This is a genomic window from Carnimonas nigrificans ATCC BAA-78, from assembly GCF_000526695.1.
Classification (GTDB): domain Bacteria; phylum Pseudomonadota; class Gammaproteobacteria; order Pseudomonadales; family Halomonadaceae; genus Carnimonas; species Carnimonas nigrificans.
Window position 1 is genome coordinate 157,880 of the sequence record NZ_JAGO01000012.1, and the last position, 23,200, is coordinate 181,079.

21 protein-coding genes are annotated in these 23,200 nt (G+C 58.2%); 20 read left to right on the top strand and 1 reads right to left on the bottom strand.

Annotated features, from left to right (window positions below; translation table 11 throughout):
• From kdsB to murB, 3 genes are read left to right on the top strand one after another with little or no spacing between them, the layout of a single operon-like run.
• Window positions 1-813 (top strand): 3-deoxy-manno-octulosonate cytidylyltransferase, encoded by an 813-nt coding sequence (kdsB, locus tag L881_RS0106750; RefSeq protein WP_025732940.1) that lies wholly within the window; start codon window positions 1-3, stop codon window positions 811-813.
• Window positions 810-1,301, top strand: coding sequence for a low molecular weight protein-tyrosine-phosphatase (locus tag L881_RS0106755; RefSeq protein ID WP_245587941.1), 492 nt, complete (start codon window positions 810-812; stop codon window positions 1,299-1,301). The genes kdsB and L881_RS0106755 overlap by 4 nt, the downstream gene beginning before the upstream one ends.
• Window positions 1,298-2,320: a UDP-N-acetylmuramate dehydrogenase gene (murB, locus tag L881_RS0106760; RefSeq protein WP_245587942.1), complete on the top strand. Its 1,023-nt coding sequence runs from the start codon at window positions 1,298-1,300 to the stop codon at window positions 2,318-2,320. Before L881_RS0106755 ends, murB begins: the two co-directional genes overlap by 4 nt.
• Before the next feature lie 189 nt (window positions 2,321-2,509).
• Here the strand turns inward: murB and rne are convergent, their stop codons facing one another.
• The gene (gene rne / locus L881_RS0106765) at window positions 2,510-6,154 is read right to left on the bottom strand and encodes a ribonuclease E (protein ID WP_025732943.1); all 3,645 of its coding nucleotides are present in this window, start codon (window positions 6,152-6,154) and stop codon (window positions 2,510-2,512) included.
• A 282-nt stretch (window positions 6,155-6,436) separates the two neighbouring features.
• Between rne and L881_RS13760 the strand changes: the two genes are divergently transcribed.
• The 17 genes from L881_RS13760 (at window position 6,437) to L881_RS12970 (ending at window position 23,004) form a co-directional block, all read left to right on the top strand.
• Window positions 6,437-6,838, top strand: a complete 402-nt coding sequence (locus tag L881_RS13760) for a hypothetical protein (protein ID WP_156926514.1) — start codon at window positions 6,437-6,439, stop codon at window positions 6,836-6,838.
• A gap of 139 nt (window positions 6,839-6,977) precedes the next feature.
• Window positions 6,978-7,952 (top strand): RluA family pseudouridine synthase, encoded by a 975-nt coding sequence (locus tag L881_RS0106770; RefSeq protein ID WP_051464834.1) that lies wholly within the window; start codon window positions 6,978-6,980, stop codon window positions 7,950-7,952.
• 82 nt (window positions 7,953-8,034) lie between these two features.
• Window positions 8,035-8,697, top strand: coding sequence for an HAD family hydrolase (locus L881_RS0106775; RefSeq protein WP_025732945.1), 663 nt, complete (start codon window positions 8,035-8,037; stop codon window positions 8,695-8,697).
• A gap of 147 nt (window positions 8,698-8,844) precedes the next feature.
• Window positions 8,845-9,861, top strand: coding sequence for a signal peptide peptidase SppA (sppA, locus tag L881_RS0106780; protein ID WP_025732946.1), 1,017 nt, complete (start codon window positions 8,845-8,847; stop codon window positions 9,859-9,861).
• A 433-nt stretch (window positions 9,862-10,294) separates the two neighbouring features.
• The gene (locus L881_RS0106785) at window positions 10,295-10,807 is read left to right on the top strand and encodes a YceD family protein (protein ID WP_025732947.1); all 513 of its coding nucleotides are present in this window, start codon (window positions 10,295-10,297) and stop codon (window positions 10,805-10,807) included.
• Window positions 10,808-10,850: 43 nt separating this feature from the next.
• The gene (rpmF, locus tag L881_RS0106790; protein WP_025732948.1) at window positions 10,851-11,027 is read left to right on the top strand and encodes a 50S ribosomal protein L32; all 177 of its coding nucleotides are present in this window, start codon (window positions 10,851-10,853) and stop codon (window positions 11,025-11,027) included.
• A 38-nt stretch (window positions 11,028-11,065) separates the two neighbouring features.
• A complete protein-coding gene (gene plsX, locus L881_RS0106795) occupies window positions 11,066-12,085 on the top strand; it encodes a phosphate acyltransferase PlsX (RefSeq protein WP_025732949.1) in 1,020 nt (339 codons plus the stop codon).
• Between the two features lie 85 nt (window positions 12,086-12,170).
• On the top strand, window positions 12,171-13,133 hold the full coding sequence (fabD, locus tag L881_RS0106800) for an ACP S-malonyltransferase (protein ID WP_025732950.1): 963 nt from the start codon (window positions 12,171-12,173) through the stop codon (window positions 13,131-13,133).
• 1 nt (window position 13,134) lies between these two features.
• Entirely contained in the window at window positions 13,135-13,878 is a 744-nt protein-coding gene (gene fabG, locus L881_RS0106805; RefSeq protein ID WP_025732951.1) for a 3-oxoacyl-ACP reductase FabG, read from the top strand.
• A 92-nt stretch (window positions 13,879-13,970) separates the two neighbouring features.
• Window positions 13,971-14,204, top strand: coding sequence for an acyl carrier protein (acpP, locus tag L881_RS0106810; RefSeq protein WP_025732952.1), 234 nt, complete (start codon window positions 13,971-13,973; stop codon window positions 14,202-14,204).
• 421 nt (window positions 14,205-14,625) lie between these two features.
• Window positions 14,626-15,858 (top strand): beta-ketoacyl-ACP synthase II, encoded by a 1,233-nt coding sequence (gene fabF / locus L881_RS0106815; protein ID WP_025732953.1) that lies wholly within the window; start codon window positions 14,626-14,628, stop codon window positions 15,856-15,858.
• A gap of 2 nt (window positions 15,859-15,860) precedes the next feature.
• On the top strand, window positions 15,861-16,715 hold the full coding sequence (pabC, locus tag L881_RS0106820) for an aminodeoxychorismate lyase (protein ID WP_025732954.1): 855 nt from the start codon (window positions 15,861-15,863) through the stop codon (window positions 16,713-16,715).
• Window positions 16,716-16,733: 18 nt separating this feature from the next.
• Window positions 16,734-18,224 (top strand): endolytic transglycosylase MltG, encoded by a 1,491-nt coding sequence (gene mltG, locus L881_RS12960; RefSeq protein WP_084055426.1) that lies wholly within the window; start codon window positions 16,734-16,736, stop codon window positions 18,222-18,224.
• The gene (gene tmk, locus L881_RS0106830; protein WP_025732956.1) at window positions 18,217-18,879 is read left to right on the top strand and encodes a dTMP kinase; all 663 of its coding nucleotides are present in this window, start codon (window positions 18,217-18,219) and stop codon (window positions 18,877-18,879) included. The genes mltG and tmk overlap by 8 nt, the downstream gene beginning before the upstream one ends.
• The gene (locus tag L881_RS0106835; protein ID WP_025732957.1) at window positions 18,876-19,886 is read left to right on the top strand and encodes a DNA polymerase III subunit delta'; all 1,011 of its coding nucleotides are present in this window, start codon (window positions 18,876-18,878) and stop codon (window positions 19,884-19,886) included. The genes tmk and L881_RS0106835 overlap by 4 nt, the downstream gene beginning before the upstream one ends.
• An 85-nt stretch (window positions 19,887-19,971) precedes the next feature.
• Complete coding sequence (locus tag L881_RS12965; RefSeq protein ID WP_051464818.1) at window positions 19,972-20,799, top strand: TatD family hydrolase; 828 nt, start codon at window positions 19,972-19,974, stop codon at window positions 20,797-20,799.
• A gap of 6 nt (window positions 20,800-20,805) precedes the next feature.
• A complete protein-coding gene (locus L881_RS12970; protein WP_034578779.1) occupies window positions 20,806-23,004 on the top strand; it encodes an ATP-dependent helicase in 2,199 nt (732 codons plus the stop codon).
• The last annotated feature ends 196 nt before the right edge of the window (window positions 23,005-23,200 follow it).

The following is a 23,200-nucleotide window of genomic DNA, read 5'->3' on the forward strand; positions in this document are numbered from 1 at the left end:
ATGTCGCAGAGTGAGGGCGGCGCAGGGGGCTTCGTAGCGGTTATTCCGGCGCGCTATGCGTCGTCGCGGTTGCCGGGCAAGCCGTTAGTGGATATTGCCGGCCAGACGATGATCGAGCGGGTGTGGCGTCAGGCCCTGCAATCGCGTGCCGAGCGGGTGGTCATCGCCACTGAAGATGAGCGTATTCAGCGTCATGTTGAGGCGTTGGGTGCCGAGGTGGTGCTGACCTCCGCTGACCACGAAAACGGCACATCGCGGCTGGCGGAAGTGGTGAAAAGGCTCGGTCTGCCCGCGACAACGCGCGTGGTCAATGTGCAGGGGGATGAGCCGTTGCTGCCTCCCGCGCTGATCAATGTGGTTGCACAGAGCCTGGCAGAGCATCCAGAAGTAGCGATGTCCACCCTGGCCGAACCGATCTCTGACCTGGATACCCTGTCCCGTGCGAGCGTGGTCAAGGTGGTGCGTGATACCTACGGCCGCGCGCTCTATTTTTCGCGTGCGCCTATACCGTGGCAGCGCGATGCCTGGAGCGATCAAGGTCCGTTGGGAAGTGATGCCCGCGCTGCCTTTGATAGTGCCGCGAGCGGGTGGTTTCGCCACATCGGGCTTTACGCCTATCGCGCCTCCTTTTTGCAGGAATATGCCGAACTGGCTGCTGCGCCGCTGGAGATGATGGAGCAGTTGGAACAGTTGCGCGCGCTCTATCATGGTTACCGGATTCAGGTCGAAGTGACTGACATTGAATACCCGGCGGGCGTGGATACGCCAGCGGATCTGGAGCGTGTTCGCCACTGGCTGGAGATGCAGTCGTGAGTGAATCCGTGCAGCAGACCTCCGTTCTTTTTGTATGTCTCGGCAATATCTGCCGCTCGCCTACGGCGGAAGGTGTTTTCCGTCATCTGGTCAGGCAGTGCGGGCAGGAGCACGCTTATCGCATCGACTCCTGCGGTACCGGAGCCTACCATGTTGGTGAGCCGCCCGACCGACGGGCGCGTCAAGAGGCGCAGCGGCGCGGCCTATCGCTGGATAGGCTGCGTGCCCGTGGGCTGGAGCAGCGTGATTTCGAGTGTTTCGACTATCTGGTTGCCATGGACGACGCGAACTATCGCGATCTCAAGAATGCCGCGCCGCAGGGCTTTCATGGTCATATCGTGAAGCTGCTCGATTTCGCGGCGGAGTATCGCGGCGCTTCCGTGCCCGATCCCTATTACGGCGGCGATGATGGTTTTAGCAAGGTGTTCGCCATGGTGGAGCAGGGCTGTCAGGGCCTGATCGAGCATATTGAGGCGACACGGCGGTGACAGCTTCGATGGACATTGCGCAACAGGTTGATTTAAGCGCGCTGAATACTCTGGGCCTGCCCGTGATCGCCGCGCATTATGCCGAGCCGACCACTATTGGCGAGCTGCAACAGCTGCTGGCTGAAGCGCACAGGCAACACTGGCCGGTTGCGGTGTTGGGTGGCGGCAGCAACGTTATTCCTGCGCCTTACATAGAAGGGCTTGTTATTCGTTATGCCGGTGCCGATACGCATCTGGAGGTCGATGGAAGCAGCGGGTTGCTGCATGCCTCAGCCGGAGCGGACTGGCCTAGCCTGGTGGCAACGACGGCGGAAGCCGGATGGTGGGGCATTGAAAACCTGGCGCTGATTCCCGGCAGTGCAGGGGCTGCTCCGGTGCAAAATATCGGCGCTTACGGCGTTGAAATAGGCGAATTGATCGAGCGTGTTGTTTACGTTGATCGAGAGGACTCTAGTGTCAAAACGCTCTCGGCGGCAGAGTGCGGTTTTGGCTATCGCGATAGCATCTTCAAACACGCTCTGTCAGAGCGCGCCATCATTGTCGAGATTGTGCTGCGCGTTAGTCGCAACGCGCTGCCCAGACTCGACTACGCCGATCTTGCCCAGCGCGTTGCACTGCCAGCTACACCAATGGCAGTCGCTGATGCGGTCTCCGCTATTCGGCGTGACAAGTTGCCTGACCCTCAACAACTGGCAAACGCGGGCAGTTTTTTCAAAAATCCTACCGTGCCTGAATCCCTGGCTGCTGCTCTTTCCGAGCGTTATCCCGATATGCCGCGCTATCCCGCCGCTGGCGGTGTAAAGCTCGCCGCGGGTTGGCTGATTGACCGCTGTGGTTTAAAAGGCTTCAAGCGTGGTCATTTTGGCATTCATGAACGTCAGGCGCTGGTGATCGTGCATGTTGGCGGTGGTTCCGCGCAGGAGCTGGGGGCTTTCGCTAACACTATTGCGGAGCAGGTCGAGGAGCGCTTTGGGGTGCAGTTAGAGCAGGAGCCGCGCTTCCTGGGATTTCCAGCCTAGCCTGCGAATACGCCCAGTTGAGTAGGTAGCAGTGGTGCAGAGGCTGTAGCAGCGCGTAGGAATGCGCTCATTCAGACTGCGATAATCCGATGCAATAAGCACAACGAGAAGCCCCCGGCTGAGTTTATGGCTCAGTCGGGGGCTTTTTTTGTGCGACGAAACCGCCCGCACGCAGCGGGCGGGACGCCATTACTCGCTGGAAGAGTGCTCCTGAGAGCGACGCTGTTCGCGAGGATCGTTGTGGGCGCGACTGCGACGCCGGCGAGTCGGTGCTGCGTTTGACTCGTCGTTGCTAAGGTCGCTCGCAGGAGATGATTCACTGGCTTCCTGCTTGCTTGCTACCTCAACCGGCTTCGTTTCGCTGGTCGCTTGCTCAGCCTTGGCCGGAGCCGCATCAGGTTTTTCCTGCGCCTTGGCGGCAGGTGCCGGAGCAGCGGTGGCAGCGGTTTCAGCCTGAGACGGAGCGGCTTCTTTCACGTCCTTTACGGCTTCTGTTTTCTCCACTTTCACCTGCTGCGCAACCTTGTCAGCCGGAGCCGCATCAGGCTTTTCCTGCGCTTTGGCGGAAGGTGCCGGAGCAGCGGTGGCAGTAGTGTCAGCCTGAGACGGGGCAACTTCTTTCACGTCTTTTACGGCTGCTGTTTTCTCTGCCTTTTCCGCTGCCTTGTTAGCCGGAATCTGCTCGGCCTTGGCTGGAGCCACATCAGCCTTTTCCTGCGCCTTGGCGGCAGGCGCAGCAGCGGTGGCAGTGGTTTCAGCCTGCGCTGGCGCGACTTCCTTCTGTGCAGCAGGGGCTTTGGCGCTTACGGTCTGCTCGGTGGTCGCTGGTTTGACGGAGGTATCATCCCGTTTGGCAGTGGAAGCTGCCTCTTCAACATTGCTGTCACTCGGCGTAGCGGTATCAGCACTCGGAGTTGCCTTGCTCTCTTCTTTGGGCGCAACTGGCTGCACTGCTGCTGAACCCTTCGCGTTTACGGCGGATGGTTGCTTTTGCTCGGCAGCCGATGGCGTTGCAGCGGTGGTAGTGTCTACCGGCGCAGATGCCTTGTGAGCAGTAGTCTTTGACGCAGGCTCTTCCGACTGACGGTCCTTGGCTGGTTTGTCATCAGAGGTCTCGCTGGAGGCGCCACTGTGGGGCTGCTCGCTTGCCGAAGCCTGCTGTGTCGCTTTACCTTGCGGTTTCGTGGGCACTGAAGCGGCTTGTGCAGTGCTGCTATCGACAGCCTTGGCACTGCGCTGGGCAGGCTGGTAGTCCGGTTCGGCAGCGGCACGGCCAAAGGTGCGATTACCGCCTGCTGCGGTGGCCGGAGCAGCTTCGCGGGCCGGTGCTACCTGCTCGACACGCTTGGCTTCTACGCCTACCAGTCCGTTGTGCACGTCTTCGTGCTCGTGGACTTCCTCAACAAACTTTTTGCTGGGCTGCTTCGCTTCAGCTTTAGCTTCGTTTTGCTGCGATGAAGCAGCACCGCGGGAAGTTGAAGTAGCGGCAGGAGTCGCAGGTGCTGTCTGCTGGGCATTGGCGTTATCGCTCAGCGCCTGCTGCTCGGCAACCGCATCCTTGTTCAGCGCACGATTACGGCTGCGCTTGCGCGGATTGTTGCGGGTACGCTTGGGGTGGTGCGGCTGCTGTTCACCGTTATTCGATGCGTTGGCGGGCTGGTTTTCCTTGCCTGCGTTCGCCTGTGCCGTACCGTTGGCGTCCTGCTGCTCGTTGCGTTTCTTGTCGGCCTGACCGCCATTGCGCTGATTATCACGCTGCGGCGCCTCGCGCTGGCTATCCTTGTTGCCTTGCGCAGAGCGCTGCTTGCCCTGGTTCTGGTCGCGATTATTGCCATTGCGCGGCTTGCCATTCTGCTGGGCATCATCGCTACGCTTTGACCGGTTACGGTTGTCAGAGGGCTTGTCACGCTGATCACTGTTGTCGCTGCGATTGGGCTGACTCTCTGCGCGCTTCTGCTCGGTCGGTTTGGCACGGTTGTTGGTACGACGGTTGTCGTTGCGCTTGTTGGCGCTGTTTTGCTGCTGAGCGGAGCGCTGTTTATCCTGCGCAGAAGTGTCGCTGGCGCTGCTGTTACGCGCTTCGGAGGAGCTGCTGGAGCTGCTGTCGTTGCCCAGCATACGGCCCAGGCTGCGCATTACTCGGGAGAGGAAGCCGGTGTCGTGTTCGGGCAGCGGCTGGCGCTCTTCGCTGGCAGGCTGAGTGTCCTGCTTGAGTGATGCGGGCGCAGGGGTGTTGTGGGAGACCGACTTCACGGCAGCTTCCGCACGCGGCACCAGTTTGCTCACGGAGTTTTCGGTCTGGGGAGCTTCATGCTGAGTGTCCAGCTCGAAGCTCGATTTACCCACTTCATCTTCTTCAAGCTGATCGTCGCGCAGACGCTGCACATCGTAGTGAGGCGTATCCATCTCAGGCTCGGGCAGCAGCATGACACGCACCTGCTGACGGCGTTCGACATCGGCAAGCACATTACGCTTTTCGTTCAGCAGGTAGGTAGCAACCGCCACCGGCAGGGTCGCACGAATCTGGGCGCTGCGATCCTTCATCGCTTCTTCTTCGATCAAGCGCAGAATTGACAGCGACAGTGAACGTACATCGCGAATCGTGCCCTGACCGTTACAGCGTGGGCAGACATGGCCGCTGGTTTCGCCAAGGGAAGGACGCAGGCGCTGACGCGACATCTCCATCAGGCCAAAACGCGAAATGCGGCCGACCTGTACGCGCGCCCGGTCCAGCTTAAGCGCTTCACGCATGCGGTTTTCGACTTCGCGCTGATTCTTGGACGGCGACATGTCAATGAAGTCGATTACCACCAGACCGCCGGAGTCGCGCAAGCGTAGCTGACGGGCAATTTCGTCGGCTGCTTCAAGGTTGGTTTGCAGGGCGGTCTCTTCGATATCGCCACCGCGCGTGGCGCGTGCAGAGTTGATATCAATGGAGACCAGCGCTTCAGTGATGTCGATGACAATCGCGCCGCCCGACGGCAGTTTGACTTCGCGCTGATAGGCGGTTTCGATCTGAGATTCGATCTGGAAACGCGAGAAGAGCGGTACTTCGTCCTGATAGAACTTGATCTTCTGCTGATAGCTCGGCATGACCTGGGTAACGAACGACAGGGCCTCGTTGTGCACCTCTTCGCCGTCGATCAGTACTTCGCCGATATCAGGACGCAGGTAGTCGCGCATCGCGCGGATAATCACATTGGATTCGCGATAGATAAGGAAGGGGGCGGGGCGACGCTGTGCTTCTCCGGTAATGGCTTCCCATACCTGCACAAGATAGTCGAGATCCCATTGCAGCTCTTCGGTGGAGCGGCCAATGCCTGCGGTGCGCACGATGACGCCCATGCGTTCGGGCAGGTTCAGCTCGCCCATCGCTTCCTTGAGCTGGGCACGATCATCCCCTTCGATACGGCGTGAGATACCGCCAGCGCGAGGGTTGTTGGGCATCAGTACCAGAAAGCGTCCCGCCAGACTGATGAAGGTAGTGAGTGCGGCTCCTTTATTGCCACGCTCTTCCTTGTCAACCTGAACGATGACTTCCTGGCCTTCCTTCAGCACCTCTTTGATGCTGGGACGGCCATTGCCCGAAGGCTCCTTGACGAAATATTCGCGTGCTACTTCCTTGAGCGGCAAAAAGCCGTGGCGATCGGCACCAAAGTCAACAAAGGCCGCTTCCAGGCTAGGCTCGATACGCGTAATGCGCGCTCGGTAAATATTGGCTTTCTTTTGCTCACGAGCGCCGGATTCGATATCAAGATCGTAAAGGCGTTGTCCATCCACCAGGGCGACGCGCAGCTCTTCCGGCTGGGTCGCGTTGATGAGCATTCTTTTCATGTCGTCTCGCTGACTTGTCGCACCGGGCGAGGGCGTCGGCGAACCGCTACTTGCTTTGTGTTGTGCTCAGTGCATGTTGGTCAGTGGCCTTGTGAAAACACCGTTAGCGCTGTTTGGCTAATCTAACGAGGTGGTCACAAGCGCTCAAATATGGTCATGTTGAGTACGCAGCGGCACCAGAAACATGATGCGGTGGCAGTTGGCCAACCGGTTTCAGTGCTTGCCGCCAGACACCTGGCATCTGTCGATTCGAAGACGCCGATTCCGGTACGGAAATAAAAGTTGAGTTCCGTGATTGTCGAAACCGGTCGTTGGCACCCAGTCTACGTGGACCGACCAATGCTGATGACAGGCGGGGCGTTCCTTACCTTTAGTGAACGCGAAAATGACTCGATGCTGGCCCATCGCGACCCGAGCGCTGCTTGTTTGGCGAGCTGGCGGCGTTGTGTGGGCAAGGGCGTACAGTGGGTGACGCCTTCAGCATTGATATTTTCGATAACTATCCAGCCTGCAATCGGCGTTGCTGGTATCCACGCACTTGGCGTGCTGTTGTATCTGTTGCCTGGCCCGCATGTGCTTGTTTCGTGGGCGCTTTCCGGTATTTGGCACGTATTTCGATGTGCTTTCCGAGGCCTTCGGAATATAGCAATCTTTGTTACGTCGAGCAATGTTTATAAAGGTTAACGAAAGTGGCGTTATTTGCCATGCGTAAAAGAAGTTGGGCGGCGAGTTGTCTATGAGGCGCGTTTTCAGGGAAGATAGCCAGCTTGCGGCGATCGAATGTCGGTGATGTCGCCAAATGAATGCGGTGCAGGGTGTCGGTATGTCGCTAAATGATAGCGCTAAACAAGCAGGAACGGGTCAACAGGTTCAGTGGCTCGAAGTAGATGGCAATCAAGCAGGGCAGCGGCTTGATAATTTTCTGATGGCGCGCCTCAAGGGGGTGCCGCGCACCCTGGTGTATCGCATCATCCGCAAGGGGGAAGTGCGCGTTAACAAGTCGCGGGCCAAGGCAGATACCCGTATTGCCGAAGGCGATGTTGTGCGCGTACCGCCGCTGCGCATGGCGCCTCAGGAGGCAGTGCAGGAGGTGTCGGATAACCTGCGGCGGGTGTTGCTCTCGAGCGTTATTGCCGAAACCGATGGCTGGCTGGCGGTCAACAAACCCTCGGGGCTTTCGGTGCACGGTGGGACCGGCGTCAAGATCGGTCTGATCGAAGCGCTGCGTCAGGTACGAACCGATCTGTCGTTTATCGAACTGGTGCATCGCATTGATCGCGATACCTCGGGCTGTCTGCTGATTGCCAAAAGCCGCGAGGCATTGTTGCGCTTAAGCGATGATATCAAGAACAAACGCATGGACAAGCGCTATATGGGGCTGGTAGAAGGCCGCTGGCCTGCTACGCGGGAGTGGGTGTCGGCGCCGCTGTTGCGTTACGAATCGGGCAATGGCGAGCGTCGGGTCAAGGTTGATAAAACCGGCAAACGCTCACGCACTACCTTCAATGTGATCGAAACCTTTGAAGGCGCCACCTTGATTGAAGCGTCGCCGATTACCGGGCGTACTCACCAGATTCGTGTGCATGCTGCTCATAGCGGTCATCCTCTTCTGCATGATGCCAAATATGGCAGTCGCCAGGGTGAGCGTCTGGCCGCCCAGTGGGGGTTGGAGCGGCTGTTTCTGCATGCACGCTCCCTCGCCTTTGATGATCCTTTTACGGGAAAACGCATCGAGCTGAAAGCGCGCCTTGATCCAGCGTTGCAAGCCGTGATCGAGCGGGCGCGCCAGCCGCAATAGCGGGTGGGTGCAGGTGAAAAGGATGCGGATGAAGGGGAGGACGATGTGCCGGATAGCGCTGGAAAAGGGAGCGTGATTCACGATGCGATATTCGTTGGTAGTCTTTGATTGGGACGGCACGCTCATGAATTCGGTGCCGCGTATTGTCAAGGCGATGCAGTGGGCCGCCCGGGATATCGGTATCGACGTGTTCAGCGACCGCCAGGTGCGGGATATCATCGGCCTTGGGTTGCCGGAGGCCATTGCCATGCTGGCACCGACGCTGAATGCCCATCAGGCGGATCAATTGCGCCAACGCTATGTTGTGCGTTTCGGTGAAATTGCAGCCAACGAGGCTGCCGATCGTTTCTTCGACGGTATCGACACCATGCTGGCTGCGCTCTCTGAGCAGGGCGTACGGTTGGCAATCGCTACCGGTAAAGGAATGCCGGGGCTGAAGCGGGCACTGGCGGCGCATCCTGCTCAACAGCCGCTGTTTAGCGCCTTGAAGAGCGCGGATATTACCCGTTCAAAGCCAGATCCGTTGATGTTGCAGCAGTTGCTTGATGAAACTGGCGTGGCGCCTGCCGAGGCGGTGATGGTTGGCGATAGCATGTACGATATGCAGATGGCTGTCCGTGCGGGAACTGCCGCCATCGGTGTTTCCTGGGGAGTACATGGCAGCGGCCAACTGCTTGAAAACGGTGTGCAGCGCGTGGCCGGCACGCCAGAAGAGTTGTCAGCGTGGCTCACTGCTTCAGCGTAATGACATGATGCAGGGGCGCTACAGGCTCCGTATTCAGCGTCGGGCCATAGGTAGTGAGGAAGCGCGTGGCGTATTCTGCTTGCCTTTATATGACTTTGCGGCATGGCAAGGTGTTATGTCGCCTACATCGGGAAGTGTATTACGACGATGAGTAACGATCATTGGAACGAAGGTAGCGAGCGGCAGCCTGAGGCCGCTCCATCCTACTCAAGGGCAGAGCGTGAAGCTCAGGCAGCGCTCTATTCGCTCGCGCAGGAAGCGTTGAAGGAAAAACGCCGTAGCCGCCGCTGGAAGATTTTCTTCCGGCTGGTGTGGCTGCTGGTGATTGTAGCGGTGGCGGCGAGTATCTACACCGCGACACGTTCAGGATCGAGTTCGTCTCCCGATGGCGGCGATTTTGTCGGTGTCGTTGAGCTGGAAGGCGTTATTTCAAGCGACTCTGAAGCCAGTGCCCAGCGCATGATAAAAGGCATTGATAAAGCCTACGACAGCAATGCCAAGGCGGTAGTGGTGCACATCAACAGCCCCGGCGGTACACCGGTGCAGGCCGCCAGAATCTACGATGAAATCATGCGGTTGCGTAAGGAGGGCAACAAGCCCATTTACGCGGTCATCGAAGATATCGGTGCGAGCGGTGCCTACTATGTCGCTTCTGGGGCCGACAGGATCTACGCCTCTCCATCGAGTCTGGTTGGGTCGATTGGCGTGATCTACTCTGGCTTTGGATTTGAAGATGTCCTGAAAAAGGCAGGTGTGGAGCGTCGCGTATTCACTGCCGGTGAGAACAAGGATTTCCTCGATCCCTTCAAGGGCGTAACACCGCAGCAACAGCAGTTCTGGCAGCATTTGCTGGATATTACCCATCAGCAGTTCATTAACGATGTAAAAGCAGGCCGTGGTGATCGCTTGAAAGATGACCCCGAGCTGTTCAGTGGGCTGGTATGGAGTGGAGAGCAGGCGCGCGAGCTTGGCTTGATTGATGAAGTGAAAACCTTCGATCAGGTGATCCGTGAGCAGGTGGGCAGTCTGGACAATACCGTTGACTTCACCCCGAACTCCGATCCTTTCGAGCGTATTGGCAAACGTCTCGGCGTGATGGCGTCGTCGGCGCTTGGCCTTGGTACTGCTTCATCAGTGACACCGCTGCGTGCCGAAATGAAATAGTCATAGCTATATAGCGAATAGTGGTGAATGAGGCGGCCTGAGAAGGGCCGCCTTTTTTATCGAGGTGATGCGCTGAGTGCTGTTGTGCTGTGCTGGGCAGGGTATGTCGGTAGAAAAACTGGCTGAACATTACCTTTAGAAGATGAGAGGGGAAACAGCAAGGAAATAGCGCACTCTATAAGGCTTCTTGCAGAAGGTGCGGTAATCTGTGGAAATTCGCTAAAGAAGAGCGTGTTTACTTGCCGATTAAATAGAACGCATTCGAATTTTTACGGTGCCTTTTAAGCGGCGAAGACGTGCGGTACTTTTAGCCGCCGCTATTAGCCGCTTCTATATAAGAATGTTTGCGTGCCGGAAAATGGCACGCTTGCCTGAACACTAAACGCATGTAAACTTTGACAGGAAAGGGGGGAGTCCCTATCATTGCGCGCCTATGTCTATCACGCGAATTCCTCACACCGTTGAGCCTTATCGGCTAGCGGCCGCAGCAGAATACCTTGAGGGTAATGTCCCCCTTGAGAAGATGCCGCGTCTTCTTGAAGCCGTGGGCGAGCAGCAAGGGGAATGTGCTGTGCGGTTGCAGTTCGGCGTCGATGAGCAGGCGCAGCGCTACATCGAAGGAGCTATTGAAGCTCAGGTGATGATGGAGTGCCAGCGCTGTCTGCAGCAGCTGCCGGTAGATATCAGTGCCGACTTCCTGCTCGGGCTTTTGGCCGGCGATAGCCAGGCGGCTCATCTTCCGAAACGCTACGATCCCGTGATCATTGAGAATGATCAACTGGATCTCTGGTCGATTGTCGAAGAAGAGCTGTTGCTTGATCTTCCGCAAGTGGCTTATCACCAGGAGGGTGAGTGCCCGGTGTCGAAAGAGCAGTTGCAAAGCGGTGATGAGATAGAAACGCACAATCCTTTCAGCGTACTGAATGCGTTGAAGTCAAAAAACTGATGTGCCGGGGTTGTTCCCGGAATTTACTTGCAGGAGATTTAACATGGCTGTTCAACAGAACCGCAAATCCCGTTCCAAGCGCAACATGCGTCGCGCTCACGATAGCCTTAGCACCGCAGCACTGGCCACTGACCAGGAAACCGGTACTACTCACCGTCGCCACCACGTTGCGCCTGACGGTTTCTACCGTGGCCGCAAGGTTGTTGACGTCGAGTCCTGATTCGACGTTTCGACTGAACACGCTGGGGCAGTCGATATATGCATCTCGCGATTGACGCGATGGGCGGGGACCAAGGTCCCCGCGCTGCTATCGGAGGGTGCCTTCAGGCATTGCGCCAATATCCCAGCCTCTCCCTCACCCTCTATGGGCAGCAGGCCGCGCTTGAGCACTATTTGTCCTCGTCCTCCCTGTCAGCGCTTGGCAAACGTATCACGCTGAAACACATCGCTGGTGTGCTTTCGACGTCGATGTCACCCTCCGCAGTGCTCCGTAATACTTCCTGTACGACGACTGAAATGACCAGTCTGCATGCTGCTGTAGGAGCAGTTGCCGATGGTGATGCCGACGGCTGCGTCAGTGGTGGCGATACGGGGGCATTGATGGCACTCTCCCGCCAGCGGGTAGGGATGCTGGAAGGTATTGCGCGTCCGGCGATCAGTTCGCCGATCCCAACGTTGGGAAAGCGCTGTTATCTGCTTGATCTGGGTGCCAATGTTGACTGCCAGCCGCGCCATCTGGTGCAGTTTGCCGAGATGGGTAGTCAAATGGTGCGTTTGCTTGATGGCGTTGAACGCCCCCGCGTGGCGGTATTGAATATTGGCTCCGAGCAGCACAAGGGTGGAAGATTGCAGCGAACCACCCATGAGTTGCTGAATGCCCGTACTGAGCACTGCTTTGAGTACTGTGGCTTTATCGAAGGTGATGCAATATTCAATGGCGCCATTGATGTGGTGGTGTGTGATGGCTTCGTAGGGAATGTCGCGCTCAAGACCAGTGAGGGGTTGACTCGCCTGCTGGCTGATCGTTTGCAGGCTGCCTTCAGCACCAGTTTGGTGGCACGCCTTGTAAGTTTGTTGGCGCGTCCGGCGCTCGCGCGTTTTCGCGAAGAGATGAATCCGGTGCGCTACAATGGAGCCTCGTTACTGGGGCTTGCAGGTACGGTGGTGAAAAGCCACGGTGCTGCCGATTCACGGGGCTTCTTCTACGCTGTCGAGCGTGCCGTAAAGGAAGTTCACGAACAGCTGCCACAGCGCCTGAAGGCGAGCCTCGCGGTTTAAGGGGCACGTGGCGGGCTTTTGGAGAGAGGTATCGAACCTGGCCAGTCAGCAGTGTCGATGCGAAATAAAACGGAAGGATGAATAGATGACCGCCAGGATTGCGTTTGTCTTCCCCGGTCAGGGTTCTCAGCATATTGGTATGCTGCGTGAACTGGCCGAGCGTTATAGTGTCGTTCGAAGCACATTTGAAGAAGCTTCTACTGCGTTGGGGTATAACCTGTGGCAGCTGGTGCAGTCGGGCAGTGCCGAAGAGCTCAATGCAACGGTAGTAACGCAGCCTGCGTTGCTGACCTCCAGCGTTGCCATCTGGCGCGTGTGGCAGGAGCTTGAGGGTGTTCGTCCTGAAGTGCTGGCCGGACATAGCCTGGGCGAATACAGCGCCCTGGTGTGCTCGGGAGCGATCAGCTTTGCCGATGGTGTCAGGCTGGTCAGACTGCGCGGTGAAGCGATGCAGTCAGCGGTGGCTGAAGGTGCTGGCGCCATGGCCGCTATCATCGGTCTGGATGACGCCAAGGTAGAAGCGGCCTGTGCCGACGCAGCTCAGGGGCAGATCGTTTCGGCAGTCAACTTCAATTCGCCCGGTCAGGTCGTGATTGCCGGTGAAGGTGATGCTGTCGAGCGCGCCATTGCCTTGTGCAAGGAAGCGGGTGCCAAGCGTGCGCTGCCGCTTCCTGTCTCTGTGCCTTCCCACTGTGAGCTGATGCGTCCGGCAGCCGAAAAGCTGGCTCAGGCGCTCAGCGATATCGACCTCAAGACACCGCGCTATCCGGTAGTGCAAAATGTCGATGCTGAAGTGCATCAGGACGTTGATGTACTGCGTGAGCGCCTTGTTGAGCAGCTTTATCGTCCGGTGCGCTGGTCATCCTGTGTGACCCGCATGGCCGAGAGCGGTGTTGAAGTGTGCATCGAATGTGGTCCTGGCAAGGTGCTGACCAACCTGAACAAGCGCATCGACCGCTCACTGGTAAGTTTGGCGGTGAACGATCCCGATAGTTTGAGCGCAGCGCTGGAGCGTGCGCGCAGCGAAGACTCAGATAGCGAGCAGTAACATGACAAACGAAAGGAAAGTGGCGCTGGTCACAGGTGCGAGCCGTGGTATTGGTCGTGCGGTAGCCCGTCAATTGGGGCAGCAAGGCTATTACGTCGCAGGAACCGCGACCTCCGCCGAAGGTGCCGAGCGCATCTCCGCTGATCTGGCCGAGCAGGGCGTGGCTGGCGAAGGGTTCCAGCTACAGGTCAATGATCCTGACTCTATTGCAGCCGTACTGGAGCGCCTGACCAGTGAGCACGGTGCTCCGCTGGTGCTGGTAAACAACGCCGGTATCACTCGCGACAACCTGCTGATGCGTATGAAGGAAGATCAGTGGGATGAGGTTATCGACACCAATCTGAAGTCTGTCTACCGCCTCTCCAAGGCATGCCTGCGTGGCATGACCAAGGCGCGCTTTGGACGTATCATCAACATCAGTTCAGTTGTCGCCACCTTGGGAAATCTGGGACAATCGAACTATGCTGCTGCGAAGGCGGGCATGGAAGGTTTCAGCCGTTCGCTTGCGCGCGAGATTGCATCACGTAATATCACCGTCAATTGTGTTGCCCCCGGCTTTATCGCCAGCGACATGACGGATGTGCTTCCTGAAGCACAGCGTGATGCGCTACTGGCTCAAATTCCGGTTGCCCGTCTTGGGCAGCCAGAAGAGATCGCAGCCGCAGTTGGCTTCCTCGCCAGCGATGCGGCGGGGTATGTCACCGGCGAGACGTTACACGTTAACGGCGGCATGAATATGCGATGATCGAGAGCGGTGCTGTTGCGCCGTTCATTCGCGGTCTATAAACTACCGTCAGTCTTTAAGGCGGATTACGTACCACTAGGAGCACAGACAACATGAGTACCATTGAAGAGCGCGTCAAAAAGGTTGTTGCCGAGCGTTTGAACGTTAAAGAAGAAGAAATCCAGAACAGTTCTTCTTTCACTGAAGATCTGGGCGCCGACTCGCTCGACACTGTTGAGCTGGTAATGGCTCTCGAAGAGGAATTTGATACTGAAATTCCTGACGAAGAAGCAGAAAAGATCACCACCGTGCAAGAAGCTATCGACTACATCAATTCTCATCAGTAAGACCTGATGTAGTCACCGGGCAGCGCCTTTCTGATGAAAGGCGCAGTCCGGTACGCGAAAACAGCCGCTCCAAGCAAGGGGCGGCTTTTTCATGTAATACGAATGCGTTTGATCGGGCATTGATAAATGCGCCCATGTACCTGAGGCATTGATGAAAAGTAATGGCTCAACCATCGCATTACTCGAAGATGGGGTATACTGGGGCCTTTGTATCATGCGTAATGCAGGCGAGAATCAAGCGCTTGCCGACGCTCGGGCAGGTCACCTGCCTTGCACGCTTGTCCTTTCGTACTTGCGCTGCGGTTTCAAGAGAGCGTTGTCGTGTGGTAGAACCGCGTGTGAATAGCTACCGATCCTGAGGTGCCGCTCGTTGGCATCAATCGCTAGCCAGCGCACCGCAAAATTCAGTTTGGAGGAAAGGATGGCTCGAAGGAGAGTCGTGGTAACCGGTTTGGGAATGCTTACGCCGGTTGGAAACAACGTGGCAGATACCTGGTCAAGCATTGTTGCTGGCAAAAGTGGCATCGGCCCCATCGAGCACTTCGACGCGTCCACGTTCAAAACGCGTTTTTGTGGTGCGGTCAAGAACTTCGATGCGTCGCCCTTTATTGATCCCAAGGAAGCACGCAAGATGGATCTGTTCATCCAGTATGGATTGGCAGCCTCTGCGGAAGCGATCAAGGATTCGGGCATCGAGATATCCGAAGAGAACGCCCACCGTATCGGTACCGCTATCGGTTCCGGGATTGGCGGCCTGCCGATGATCGAAGTCAACCATTCGGCGCTGCTTGATGGTGGGGCACGTCGCGTTTCTCCTTTCTTCGTGCCTGGCTCCATTGTGAACATGGTGGCGGGTAACCTGGCGATTCAGTACGGTCTGACCGGCCCCAATATTGCCATTGCAACGGCATGTACGACAGGTACTCACAACATTGGCTACGGTGCTCGTACCATCGCCTATGGCGATGCCGACATCATGGTCTGCGGCGGTGCTGAAATGTCTTCGTCGCCGCTGGGTATCGGTGGCTTCTCGGCTGCCCGTGCGCTTTCTACCCGCAACGATGACCCGCAGGGAGCAAGCCGCCCCTGGGATCGCGGTCGTGATGGTTTCGTGCTTTCCGATGGTGCCGGTATCGTGGTGCTTGAAGAGTATGAACATGCAGTGGCGCGTGGCGCTAACATCTACGCCGAGCTGACCGGCTTTGGCATGAGCGATGACGCCCATCACATTACTGCCCCCAACGGTGTGGGTGCAGAGATGGCGATGCGCAATGCCGTGCGTGATGCAGGCATTGATGCGGCTGACCTGCACTATATCAATGCGCACGGTACTTCCACCAAGGCGGGTGACGTTGCTGAGAGTCAGGCAGTCGAGCGGGTCATGGGTGAAAGTGCCAAGAATGTGGCCGTCAGCTCTACCAAGTCGATGATCGGTCATTTGCTGGGTGCTGCCGGCGCCGTCGAGGCCATTTTCTGCATTCTGGCGCTGCGTGATCAAATTGCGCCGCCCACCATCAATCTTGATGATGTCGACGAAGGCTGTAACCTCGATTACGTGCCGCACAAGGCGCGCGAGATGAAAATCGACAACGCGCTCTCCAACTCCTTTGGATTTGGTGGGACCAACGGGTCGCTGCTCTTTAGTCGAGTGTAATCGTGGCCGTGCCAGCCGACGGAGACTACTCCCACGATGCCCCTGTTCCCTTTGATGACCGCGGGTTGTCATATGGGGATGGGGTATTTGAAACAGTGCTGGTACGCGATGGCTACCCCTTGTTGTGGCCATACCATTTGCGCCGCCTCCTGCACGGTTGTGATCGCCTGGGCATTCCCCGGCCGTCACGTACCGAGCTTGAGGCGGCGTTTTCATGTACTGAGGGGCTGCACGTCAGCAAGCTGATCGTGACGCGCGGCTCGGGCGGGCGCGGCTATCTGCCTCCCGTCAATCCTGTGCCGCGCATCAGGTGGCGCACCACGCCTTTTGCTCCGCAACGTGCGCGCTGGCATGAAGGTATTGAGGTCAGGGTGTGCGCTACCCGTCTGGCGCGCCAACCGCTGCTGGCCGGTATCAAGCACCTGAATCGGCTGGAGAATGTGCTGGCACGTCAGGAGTGCGATCCTGCACGCTATGCTGAAGGCATCATGCTGGATACCGAAGGCTGGGTAACTGACGCTACCTCGATGAATATTGCCTGGTTCGACGGCCATCAGTGGCTGACGCCGATATTGGATGAATGTGGGGTCAACGGTACCCTGCGTGCCGCCCTGATCGAGAGCGGGGTGCTGCAAGAGCGCCGCTTGCATGGCGATGACCTCGGCACTCTCAAGGCGCTCTGCCTGTTCAATTCGGTACAGGGAGTATGGCCGGTAGCGGCCCTTTCTCAAGGGAAGCAGGTGTGGCGCTGGTCGCCGCAAGCGCCATCCATTGCGCTGCTGCGCGAGCCGGCCCTGGCCCTGTTGGGTTACGGGGCTGCTCAGCATGCAGGCGCCGATGGCGGAATCTCGAATTAACACGCTGCTGGATAAATGATGCGATTGATCAAATTTCTGGGTATTTCGCTGTTCACTCTGCTGGTGCTGATAGCAGTGGCTGGTGGCGTATGGAAGTATCAGCTCGATAGCCCCATTGCGCTCAAGGAGCCGCAGCTTTATGAAGTAGAACGCGGTGATGGCGCGCGCGTAACCCTTGAACGCTTGCAGCAGCAGGGCGCGATCAAGTGGCGCTGGCCGTTTGAACTGCTGGCGTTGTGGGACAAACAGCGCTTTGCCGCCTTGAAGGTGGGCCAGTTCCGCCTTGAGCCTGGCATGAATGCCTATCAGCTGCTCGACAAGCTATCGAGCAATGATGTCGTCTCATACACTGTCACCATTCCGGAAGGGCGCACGTTCGCGATCATGCGCTCGCTGATCAATAACCTTCCGAATGTTCGTCACGATTCACTGGCGATGAGCGACGCCGAGCTCATGGCCGCCATTGGTCACGAAGGTGAGCAGCCCGAAGGGCGCTTCTTCCCCTCGACCTATCGTTTTTCGGAAGGTGAATCCGATCTGGTGCTGTTCAAGCGTGCCTACAACACCATGCACGAGATGCTTGAAAGGGCGTGGCAGCAGCGTAGTGACGATCTCCCTTATAAAACGTCCTATGATGCGCTGATCATGGCGTCGCTGGTGGAGCAGGAAGCTGCCGTGCCTGAAGAGCGTTCGCAAATTGCAGGCGTTTTTGTACGACGGCTGGAGAAGAACATGCGCCTGCAAACGGACCCTACCGTGGTTTATGGGCTGCATCTGCCCAATGGCCGCGTGCTGACGCGCGACAATCTGCGCACGGATAATCCGTTCAATACCTACCGCCATGCCGGGTTGCCGCCTACTCCTATCGCCTTGCCCGGTGAAGCGGCCATTGATGCAGCACTGAATCCCGCTGATAGCGATGCGCTCTATTTCGTTGCCATGGGCAATGGTCGGCATGTGTTTTCAGCGACACTGGCAGAGCATAACCGCGCGGTAAATCGCTATGTCGTGCAGCGCGCTAAAGCAGAACATTCCGACGCCTCCCAACAAGCTGCTCAAACGACTAGCGAGCAGGGCGATGTGCCGTCGTCTCAGCCAGCCGAAGGTCAGGCGGTGCTGTTTGAGCATTGGCCTGCATCGGGTGAGCAGAGGCTTGATCCCCAGCTGCTGACGTTTATCGCGGCGCATTATCATTCACCCAATGAAAAATCCGAACGGCAAGCGATGGCCGCAGCGCTTGCCATTGATACGGAAGCCGACGGGGCGATTACCCGGACGGCGCTGGCGACGGTATTGGAACTGGCAGATAGCGCCAGCGAGCAGCTTGATCAAGACGTTGTGACATCGGTGAGCATGCAGTTTGCCGATCATTCCCACGCTGCCAGCGAGAATGCCTCAGAAGGTTCTGCCGAAGCTGCGGATGATGCCGCTGACAGCAATGCTACCTCCGAAGCCCAAAAGGGCGGGCAGTCGCATCATTCTGACTCAAGGAGCCACGCTCATGACTAGCGCTGACAAAACGCGCCCAGGCCGGTTGATTACGCTGGAAGGCGGTGAGGGCGTGGGCAAGAGTACCAACATCGCCTTTGTGGTCGAATGGTTGCAACAGCGTGGTCATGAGGTCGTCAGTACCCGCGAGCCTGGCGGGACGCCTCGCGCCGAACAGATGCGCGAGCTGCTGCTTGATCCGCAGGGCAGTGAGCCGCTTGATGCCGATGCCGAGCTGCTGCTGGTGTTTGCCGCCCGTGCCCAGCATGTGGCGCAAAAGATTATGCCCGCCTTGCAGCGCGGCGCTCTGGTAGTGTGCGACCGTTTTATTGATGCCACTTACGCCTATCAGGGCGTGGGGCGCGGTATCGAGACCTCACGTATCGCGGCGCTCGAACAGTGGGTGCTGGGTGATTTGCGGCCAGATTTGACGCTGCTGCTGGATATGTCGGAGCAGGTGGCGCGCCAGCGTGTACTGTCACGCGGTGCTGTCCTTGATCGCTTCGAAGACCAGGAGGGCGATTTTTTCCGGGCCGTGCGTGAAGGTTATCTGACGCGCGCACATAGCGAGCCGCAGCGTTTTGCGGTACTCGATGCAGCGCTGCCCCTTGAAGACGTACAGCAGCATATTGCCGAAGTGCTTGAGCAGCGCATGCAGCAGTGGGGGCTTGAATGAGCGACGACCGCCAGGCGATTCCGCTGCCCTGGCAGCGCAGCGATTGGCAGCGTCTGATGCAGCTCTTCGCGCGTGACCGGTTGCCTCACGCGTTGCTGTTGGCGGGAGGCAATGGGCTGGGTAAAGGCCATTTCGCTGACATGATTGCCGCCAAACTGTTGTGCGAAGCGCCGGAGCAGGCCGCTGAAGGGCACGTTGCCTGTGGTCAATGCCACGGCTGCCGTATGCGGCGCGCCGGTTATCATCCTGATCTTCTGAATATTCCTGCCCCTGATCTGGGGCGCCTGATTCGTATTGATGCCATTCGCGGCATCAATGCCTTTTTGTCGGAAACCGCGCAGCAGGGCGGCTATCGCGTGGTGCGTATCGAAGGTGTGGAAGCAATGACAATTGGCGCCGCCAATGCGTTGCTGAAAAATCTGGAAGAGCCAGGTACCCGCACTCTCTTTTTGCTGCTCTCCGATGTGCCGTCACGCATCATGCCGACCATCATGAGCCGTTGTCAGAAGTTTGCCTTCACGCCGCCGAGCTACGCCGAGTGCCACGACTGGCTATTGCAGCATGTGGCCGATGAGCAGGACGCTCGATTCTGGTGGCAGGTGGCTGGCGGGATGCCGCTCGCGGCGGTCGCACAGGCAACCCCTGAGGCACGTCAGCTACGCCAGCGCTTGACCGAACTGTTTGATGCGTTGGTGCGCGGGGGCGACCCAGTGGCAGAAGCGGCACGGCTTGACCGTCAGCAGCTCAGCGCGATTCTCGAATATGGCATTCGCTGGCTGGAAGATGTGGTGCGGCTGGGGCTTTCCGGTGAAGCCGATGAATTGCGTAATACCGACATGCTGCCGCTCTATCGTCAGGCCGTTAAAAATGCCCGCGTGCGCGATTGGTTCCGGCTGCTTGATTATGCGCGCGAGCAGCGCCGCTTGATTGCCCAGGGCAACAACCCTAATCCGCAGCTGGTACTTGAGTCGTGGCTGATTCGCTGGTCAGCCCTGCTGCGCTCCTGACAAGGGCTGATTGCGCTGGCAATGGCTTCCTCCAGCTTCTTGCGCACCCTTCACTCGATCATGGTTATTTCTGGATTACCGCGTCATGTTACTTTCTGATTCCGTTGCTGATGCACCGCTCAAGCAACTACACCTTGTCGATTCCCACTGCCACCTTGACCAGCTTGATCTGACGCCTTACGACGGCGACATTGATGCGGCCATTAACGCGGCCCGTGAAGCAGGGGTGGGGCGCATTCTAGCCATGTCCACCCAGCCCAGCGATGTAGCCGAATTGACCGCGCTGTCTCGCCGTCATTCGATTGTTGAAGTGGCGCTGGGAGCGCATCCATTGCATGTGATTGAGCAGGCGCCACAGTTCGAGGAGATGCTTGAACTGGTAGAGCGTTACGAGCCTGCTGCGATTGGCGAGATCGGGCTTGATTTCATGGATGATGCGCCGGTTGTTCCCAAAGCGGTGCAGCTTGAGCGCTTCACTACCATGCTGAAACTATCGAGTGAGACCGAGCTGCCGGTCAGTGTGCATACCCGCAGCGCACGCAAGGAGACCCTCGAACTGATTGCACGCTATAGCCGTCCCGAGGTGGGGGGCGTGCTGCACTGCTTTACCGATGAGCTGTCGTTTGCACGGGAGGCCGTTGGACTGGGCTTCTATATCTCAATGTCGGGCATTGTCACCTTTAAAAGTGCGGCTAACGTGCGGGAGCTGGCGAAGGCCATTCCCCTTGATCGCCTGTTGATCGAAACCGATAGCCCGTGGCTGGCACCGGTGCCGTATCGCGGCAAGCCCAATGAGCCGAAACATGTTGGCAGAGTGGCCGATACCATCGCAGAGGTGCGTGGTATCAGCGTGGAAGAGGTAATCATGCAAACCAGCGCCAACTTCTACCGTCTTTTCTCGCGTATTCGCTGAGGCAGTATGGCAGCTATCGAGGACGCTCCCTGGCGAGCGCGGCTTACCCGTGAGCAACTGGCGGTGGTGGATCATGCCAGCGGCCATGCGCGTGTCTCTGCGGTAGCGGGAGCCGGTAAAACATCCACCATGGTCGCGCGCGTGCTCGAGCTGCTGGCCCGTGGTGCCAACCCTGATCGTATGCTGGTGCTGATGTTTAACCGCGCCGCTCGTGAAGCCTTTGCCCAGCGTCTCGCCGCTACCGCGCCGCGCGGTCAGCGCCTGCCGCAAGTACGCACCTTCCATTCTGTAGGGATGCGGCTATGCACCACGCTTGCGCGCAAGGGCGCTATTCCGGCCCGTCGCCTGCTTGATGCTGAATGGCAGCGCGAGCGCTTGGCGCGTCAGGCGGTTTCGTCGGTAAGGGATGAATTTCCCCATCTCAGTGAGCAAGCGCTGGAAACCGAACAGCTCGATACCTTCAGCCACTTCTGTGACCGGGTCAAGGGCGAGCTGGTGGCCCCCGAAGTGATGATTGAGCAGGACGATTTTGGCAATGAATCCTCCCACTTTCCTTCCGCCTATCGTCGTCAGGAGCAGCTTTACGCTGACCAGGGAGTGATGAGCTACGCTGACCTGCTGCACCTTCCGCTCAGGGCGCTGGCGCGTGACAGCAGGCTGCGACAGCAGTTGGGTGGGTTTCTTGACCATCTAATCATTGATGAATATCAGGATATCAACGAAGCGCAGCTCAGGCTTTTGAGCGTGCTGGCCGCGCCCTATGGCGAAGTGATGGCGGTCGGCGATGCCAACCAGTGCATTTATGAATGGCGGGGCGCCAAGGCGGACGCCATGCTTGAGCGTTTCGAGCGCTATTTCGGTGCGCCCAGCGACTATCCGCTGTCGCATACCTTCCGTCATGGTCATGCGCTGGCACTGATGGCAAATCACGCGATTGCTGCCAACCAGCGTCGTCACCAGCAGCTAACGCTCGCTGCACCTGATAACCCCCATACGCGGCTTCATCATGCCCAGGGCAGTCGTGCTCTGGTTGAGACGCTTCAGCAATGGCGGGAACAAGGGCAGCCGCTACAGCAGGCGGCAGTGCTGGTGCGTAGCTGGGCGCTGACGGTACCGGTGCAGCTAGCGCTTATGCGTGCCAATATTCCGTTCCAGCTTGGGCGCGAAGAGCGTTTCGTGTTTCGGCTTCCTCTGGTGAGGGCCTTGGCGGGCTATCTTGAAGTGGCGCTAACGCCTGACCTGCTCGGTAGCGTGGAGCATCTGACGCTGCTTTTTGCCCAGCCAGCGACGTTCGTCAGTCGGGATCGTCTGGCAACGCTTTGCGAGCTGTTGGCACGCCATCAGCAATGGCCGGATGCCGATGCTGCGCCGCTGGCGGGGTTGCGCCCGTTTCAGGTGCGCACGCTGCGCAAGCGCTGGGAGCTGCTGAATGAGATTGCATCGAAGGGGCATTACCCCGCAGCCGAGCTGTTGTCGCAGGTGATTGATGGTCTCGATGCGCACAAGGTGTTGCGCAAGGCGGCAGCGCGTCGGGAGAAGGGGGATGAAGATATGCGGTTGCTCGATGTGTTGCTTGAGCAGGCGCAAGAGGCAGAAGGCGATACGCGCGCCTTTGTCGATCTGCTGCTGAAGCCGATGCAGGCGGATGCAGAGGGAGTGTCGATCTCGACCGTACATGGCGCCAAAGGGCTTGAGTGGCCGTTGGTGCTGGTGTGGGGGCTGAATGAAGAGGACTTCCCTCTATATAGCCGTGATGTGCCGCTGGCACCGGCTGCGCTGGAAGAAGAGCGGCGGCTTTTCTATGTCGCTACCACCCGCGCCCGTGACCGGCTGGTGATGCTCTCCGATGGGGGAGAGCGCCCGCCCAGTCGCTTTATCGACGAGACCGATTGGCAAAACTGCAACACGCTCTCTGCCATGCTGTATGGCGTGGAGCAGCACGCCCCTGAAGCGCCGCTGAAGGCAAGACATCCCGAGATCGTAAAGCGCTACCTTGCGCATATGGATGTTGTGCTGGAGGTGGTGCCAGCAAGTGATCCCAAGCATCGCTGGCAAAAGGGCGATCGTCTTGTTCACGACAGCTTTGGGCAGGGGGAAGTGGAGCGGGTCGAAGGTGAGGGTGAGCGCTGCCTGATAGAGGTGCGTTTTGCACGTGCCGGCAAGCGCCGACTGCTGGCCGCCAGAGCACCGGTGGCTCCGCTTTAGCCTTTATCACAGGCTTTCTTCGGCATGGTGTAAAGCGGCCTTTGGCAGTTCCTTTAACTGAGCCGGGAACCCTCGACAAATCGCGCTATCAAAGGGAGAGTTTGGTCGTGGCGTGCTGATAAGGCATGCTACACTTGACTTCGACCATCGGAGGGCCAGAGGCGCTGTAAGACTGATGGTAGCGGGGGCGTTGGGT

Bases quoted from the DNA above. Each gene is read 5' to 3' on its own strand.
- L881_RS0106835 (WP_025732957.1), top strand. From the start codon at position 18,876: ATGAGCGACGACCGCCAGGCGATTCCGCTGCCCTGGCAGCGCAGCGAT.
- mltG (WP_084055426.1), top strand. From the start codon at position 16,734: ATGCGATTGATCAAATTTCTGGGTATTTCGCTGTTCACTCTGCTGGTG.
- acpP (WP_025732952.1), top strand. From the start codon at position 13,971: ATGAGTACCATTGAAGAGCGCGTCAAAAAGGTTGTTGCCGAGCGTTTG.
- L881_RS0106770 (WP_051464834.1), top strand. From the start codon at position 6,978: ATGTCGCTAAATGATAGCGCTAAACAAGCAGGAACGGGTCAACAGGTT.
- fabF (WP_025732953.1), top strand. From the start codon at position 14,626: ATGGCTCGAAGGAGAGTCGTGGTAACCGGTTTGGGAATGCTTACGCCG.
- rne (WP_025732943.1), bottom strand. From the start codon at position 6,154: ATGAAAAGAATGCTCATCAACGCGACCCAGCCGGAAGAGCTGCGCGTC.
- sppA (WP_025732946.1), top strand. From the start codon at position 8,845: ATGAGTAACGATCATTGGAACGAAGGTAGCGAGCGGCAGCCTGAGGCC.
- plsX (WP_025732949.1), top strand. From the start codon at position 11,066: ATGCATCTCGCGATTGACGCGATGGGCGGGGACCAAGGTCCCCGCGCT.
- tmk (WP_025732956.1), top strand. From the start codon at position 18,217: ATGACTAGCGCTGACAAAACGCGCCCAGGCCGGTTGATTACGCTGGAA.
- L881_RS0106785 (WP_025732947.1), top strand. From the start codon at position 10,295: ATGTCTATCACGCGAATTCCTCACACCGTTGAGCCTTATCGGCTAGCG.
- rpmF (WP_025732948.1), top strand. From the start codon at position 10,851: ATGGCTGTTCAACAGAACCGCAAATCCCGTTCCAAGCGCAACATGCGT.
- kdsB (WP_025732940.1), top strand. From the start codon at position 1: ATGTCGCAGAGTGAGGGCGGCGCAGGGGGCTTCGTAGCGGTTATTCCG.
- L881_RS12965 (WP_051464818.1), top strand. From the start codon at position 19,972: ATGTTACTTTCTGATTCCGTTGCTGATGCACCGCTCAAGCAACTACAC.
- L881_RS0106775 (WP_025732945.1), top strand. From the start codon at position 8,035: ATGCGATATTCGTTGGTAGTCTTTGATTGGGACGGCACGCTCATGAAT.
- fabD (WP_025732950.1), top strand. From the start codon at position 12,171: ATGACCGCCAGGATTGCGTTTGTCTTCCCCGGTCAGGGTTCTCAGCAT.
- fabG (WP_025732951.1), top strand. From the start codon at position 13,135: ATGACAAACGAAAGGAAAGTGGCGCTGGTCACAGGTGCGAGCCGTGGT.
- L881_RS12970 (WP_034578779.1), top strand. From the start codon at position 20,806: ATGGCAGCTATCGAGGACGCTCCCTGGCGAGCGCGGCTTACCCGTGAG.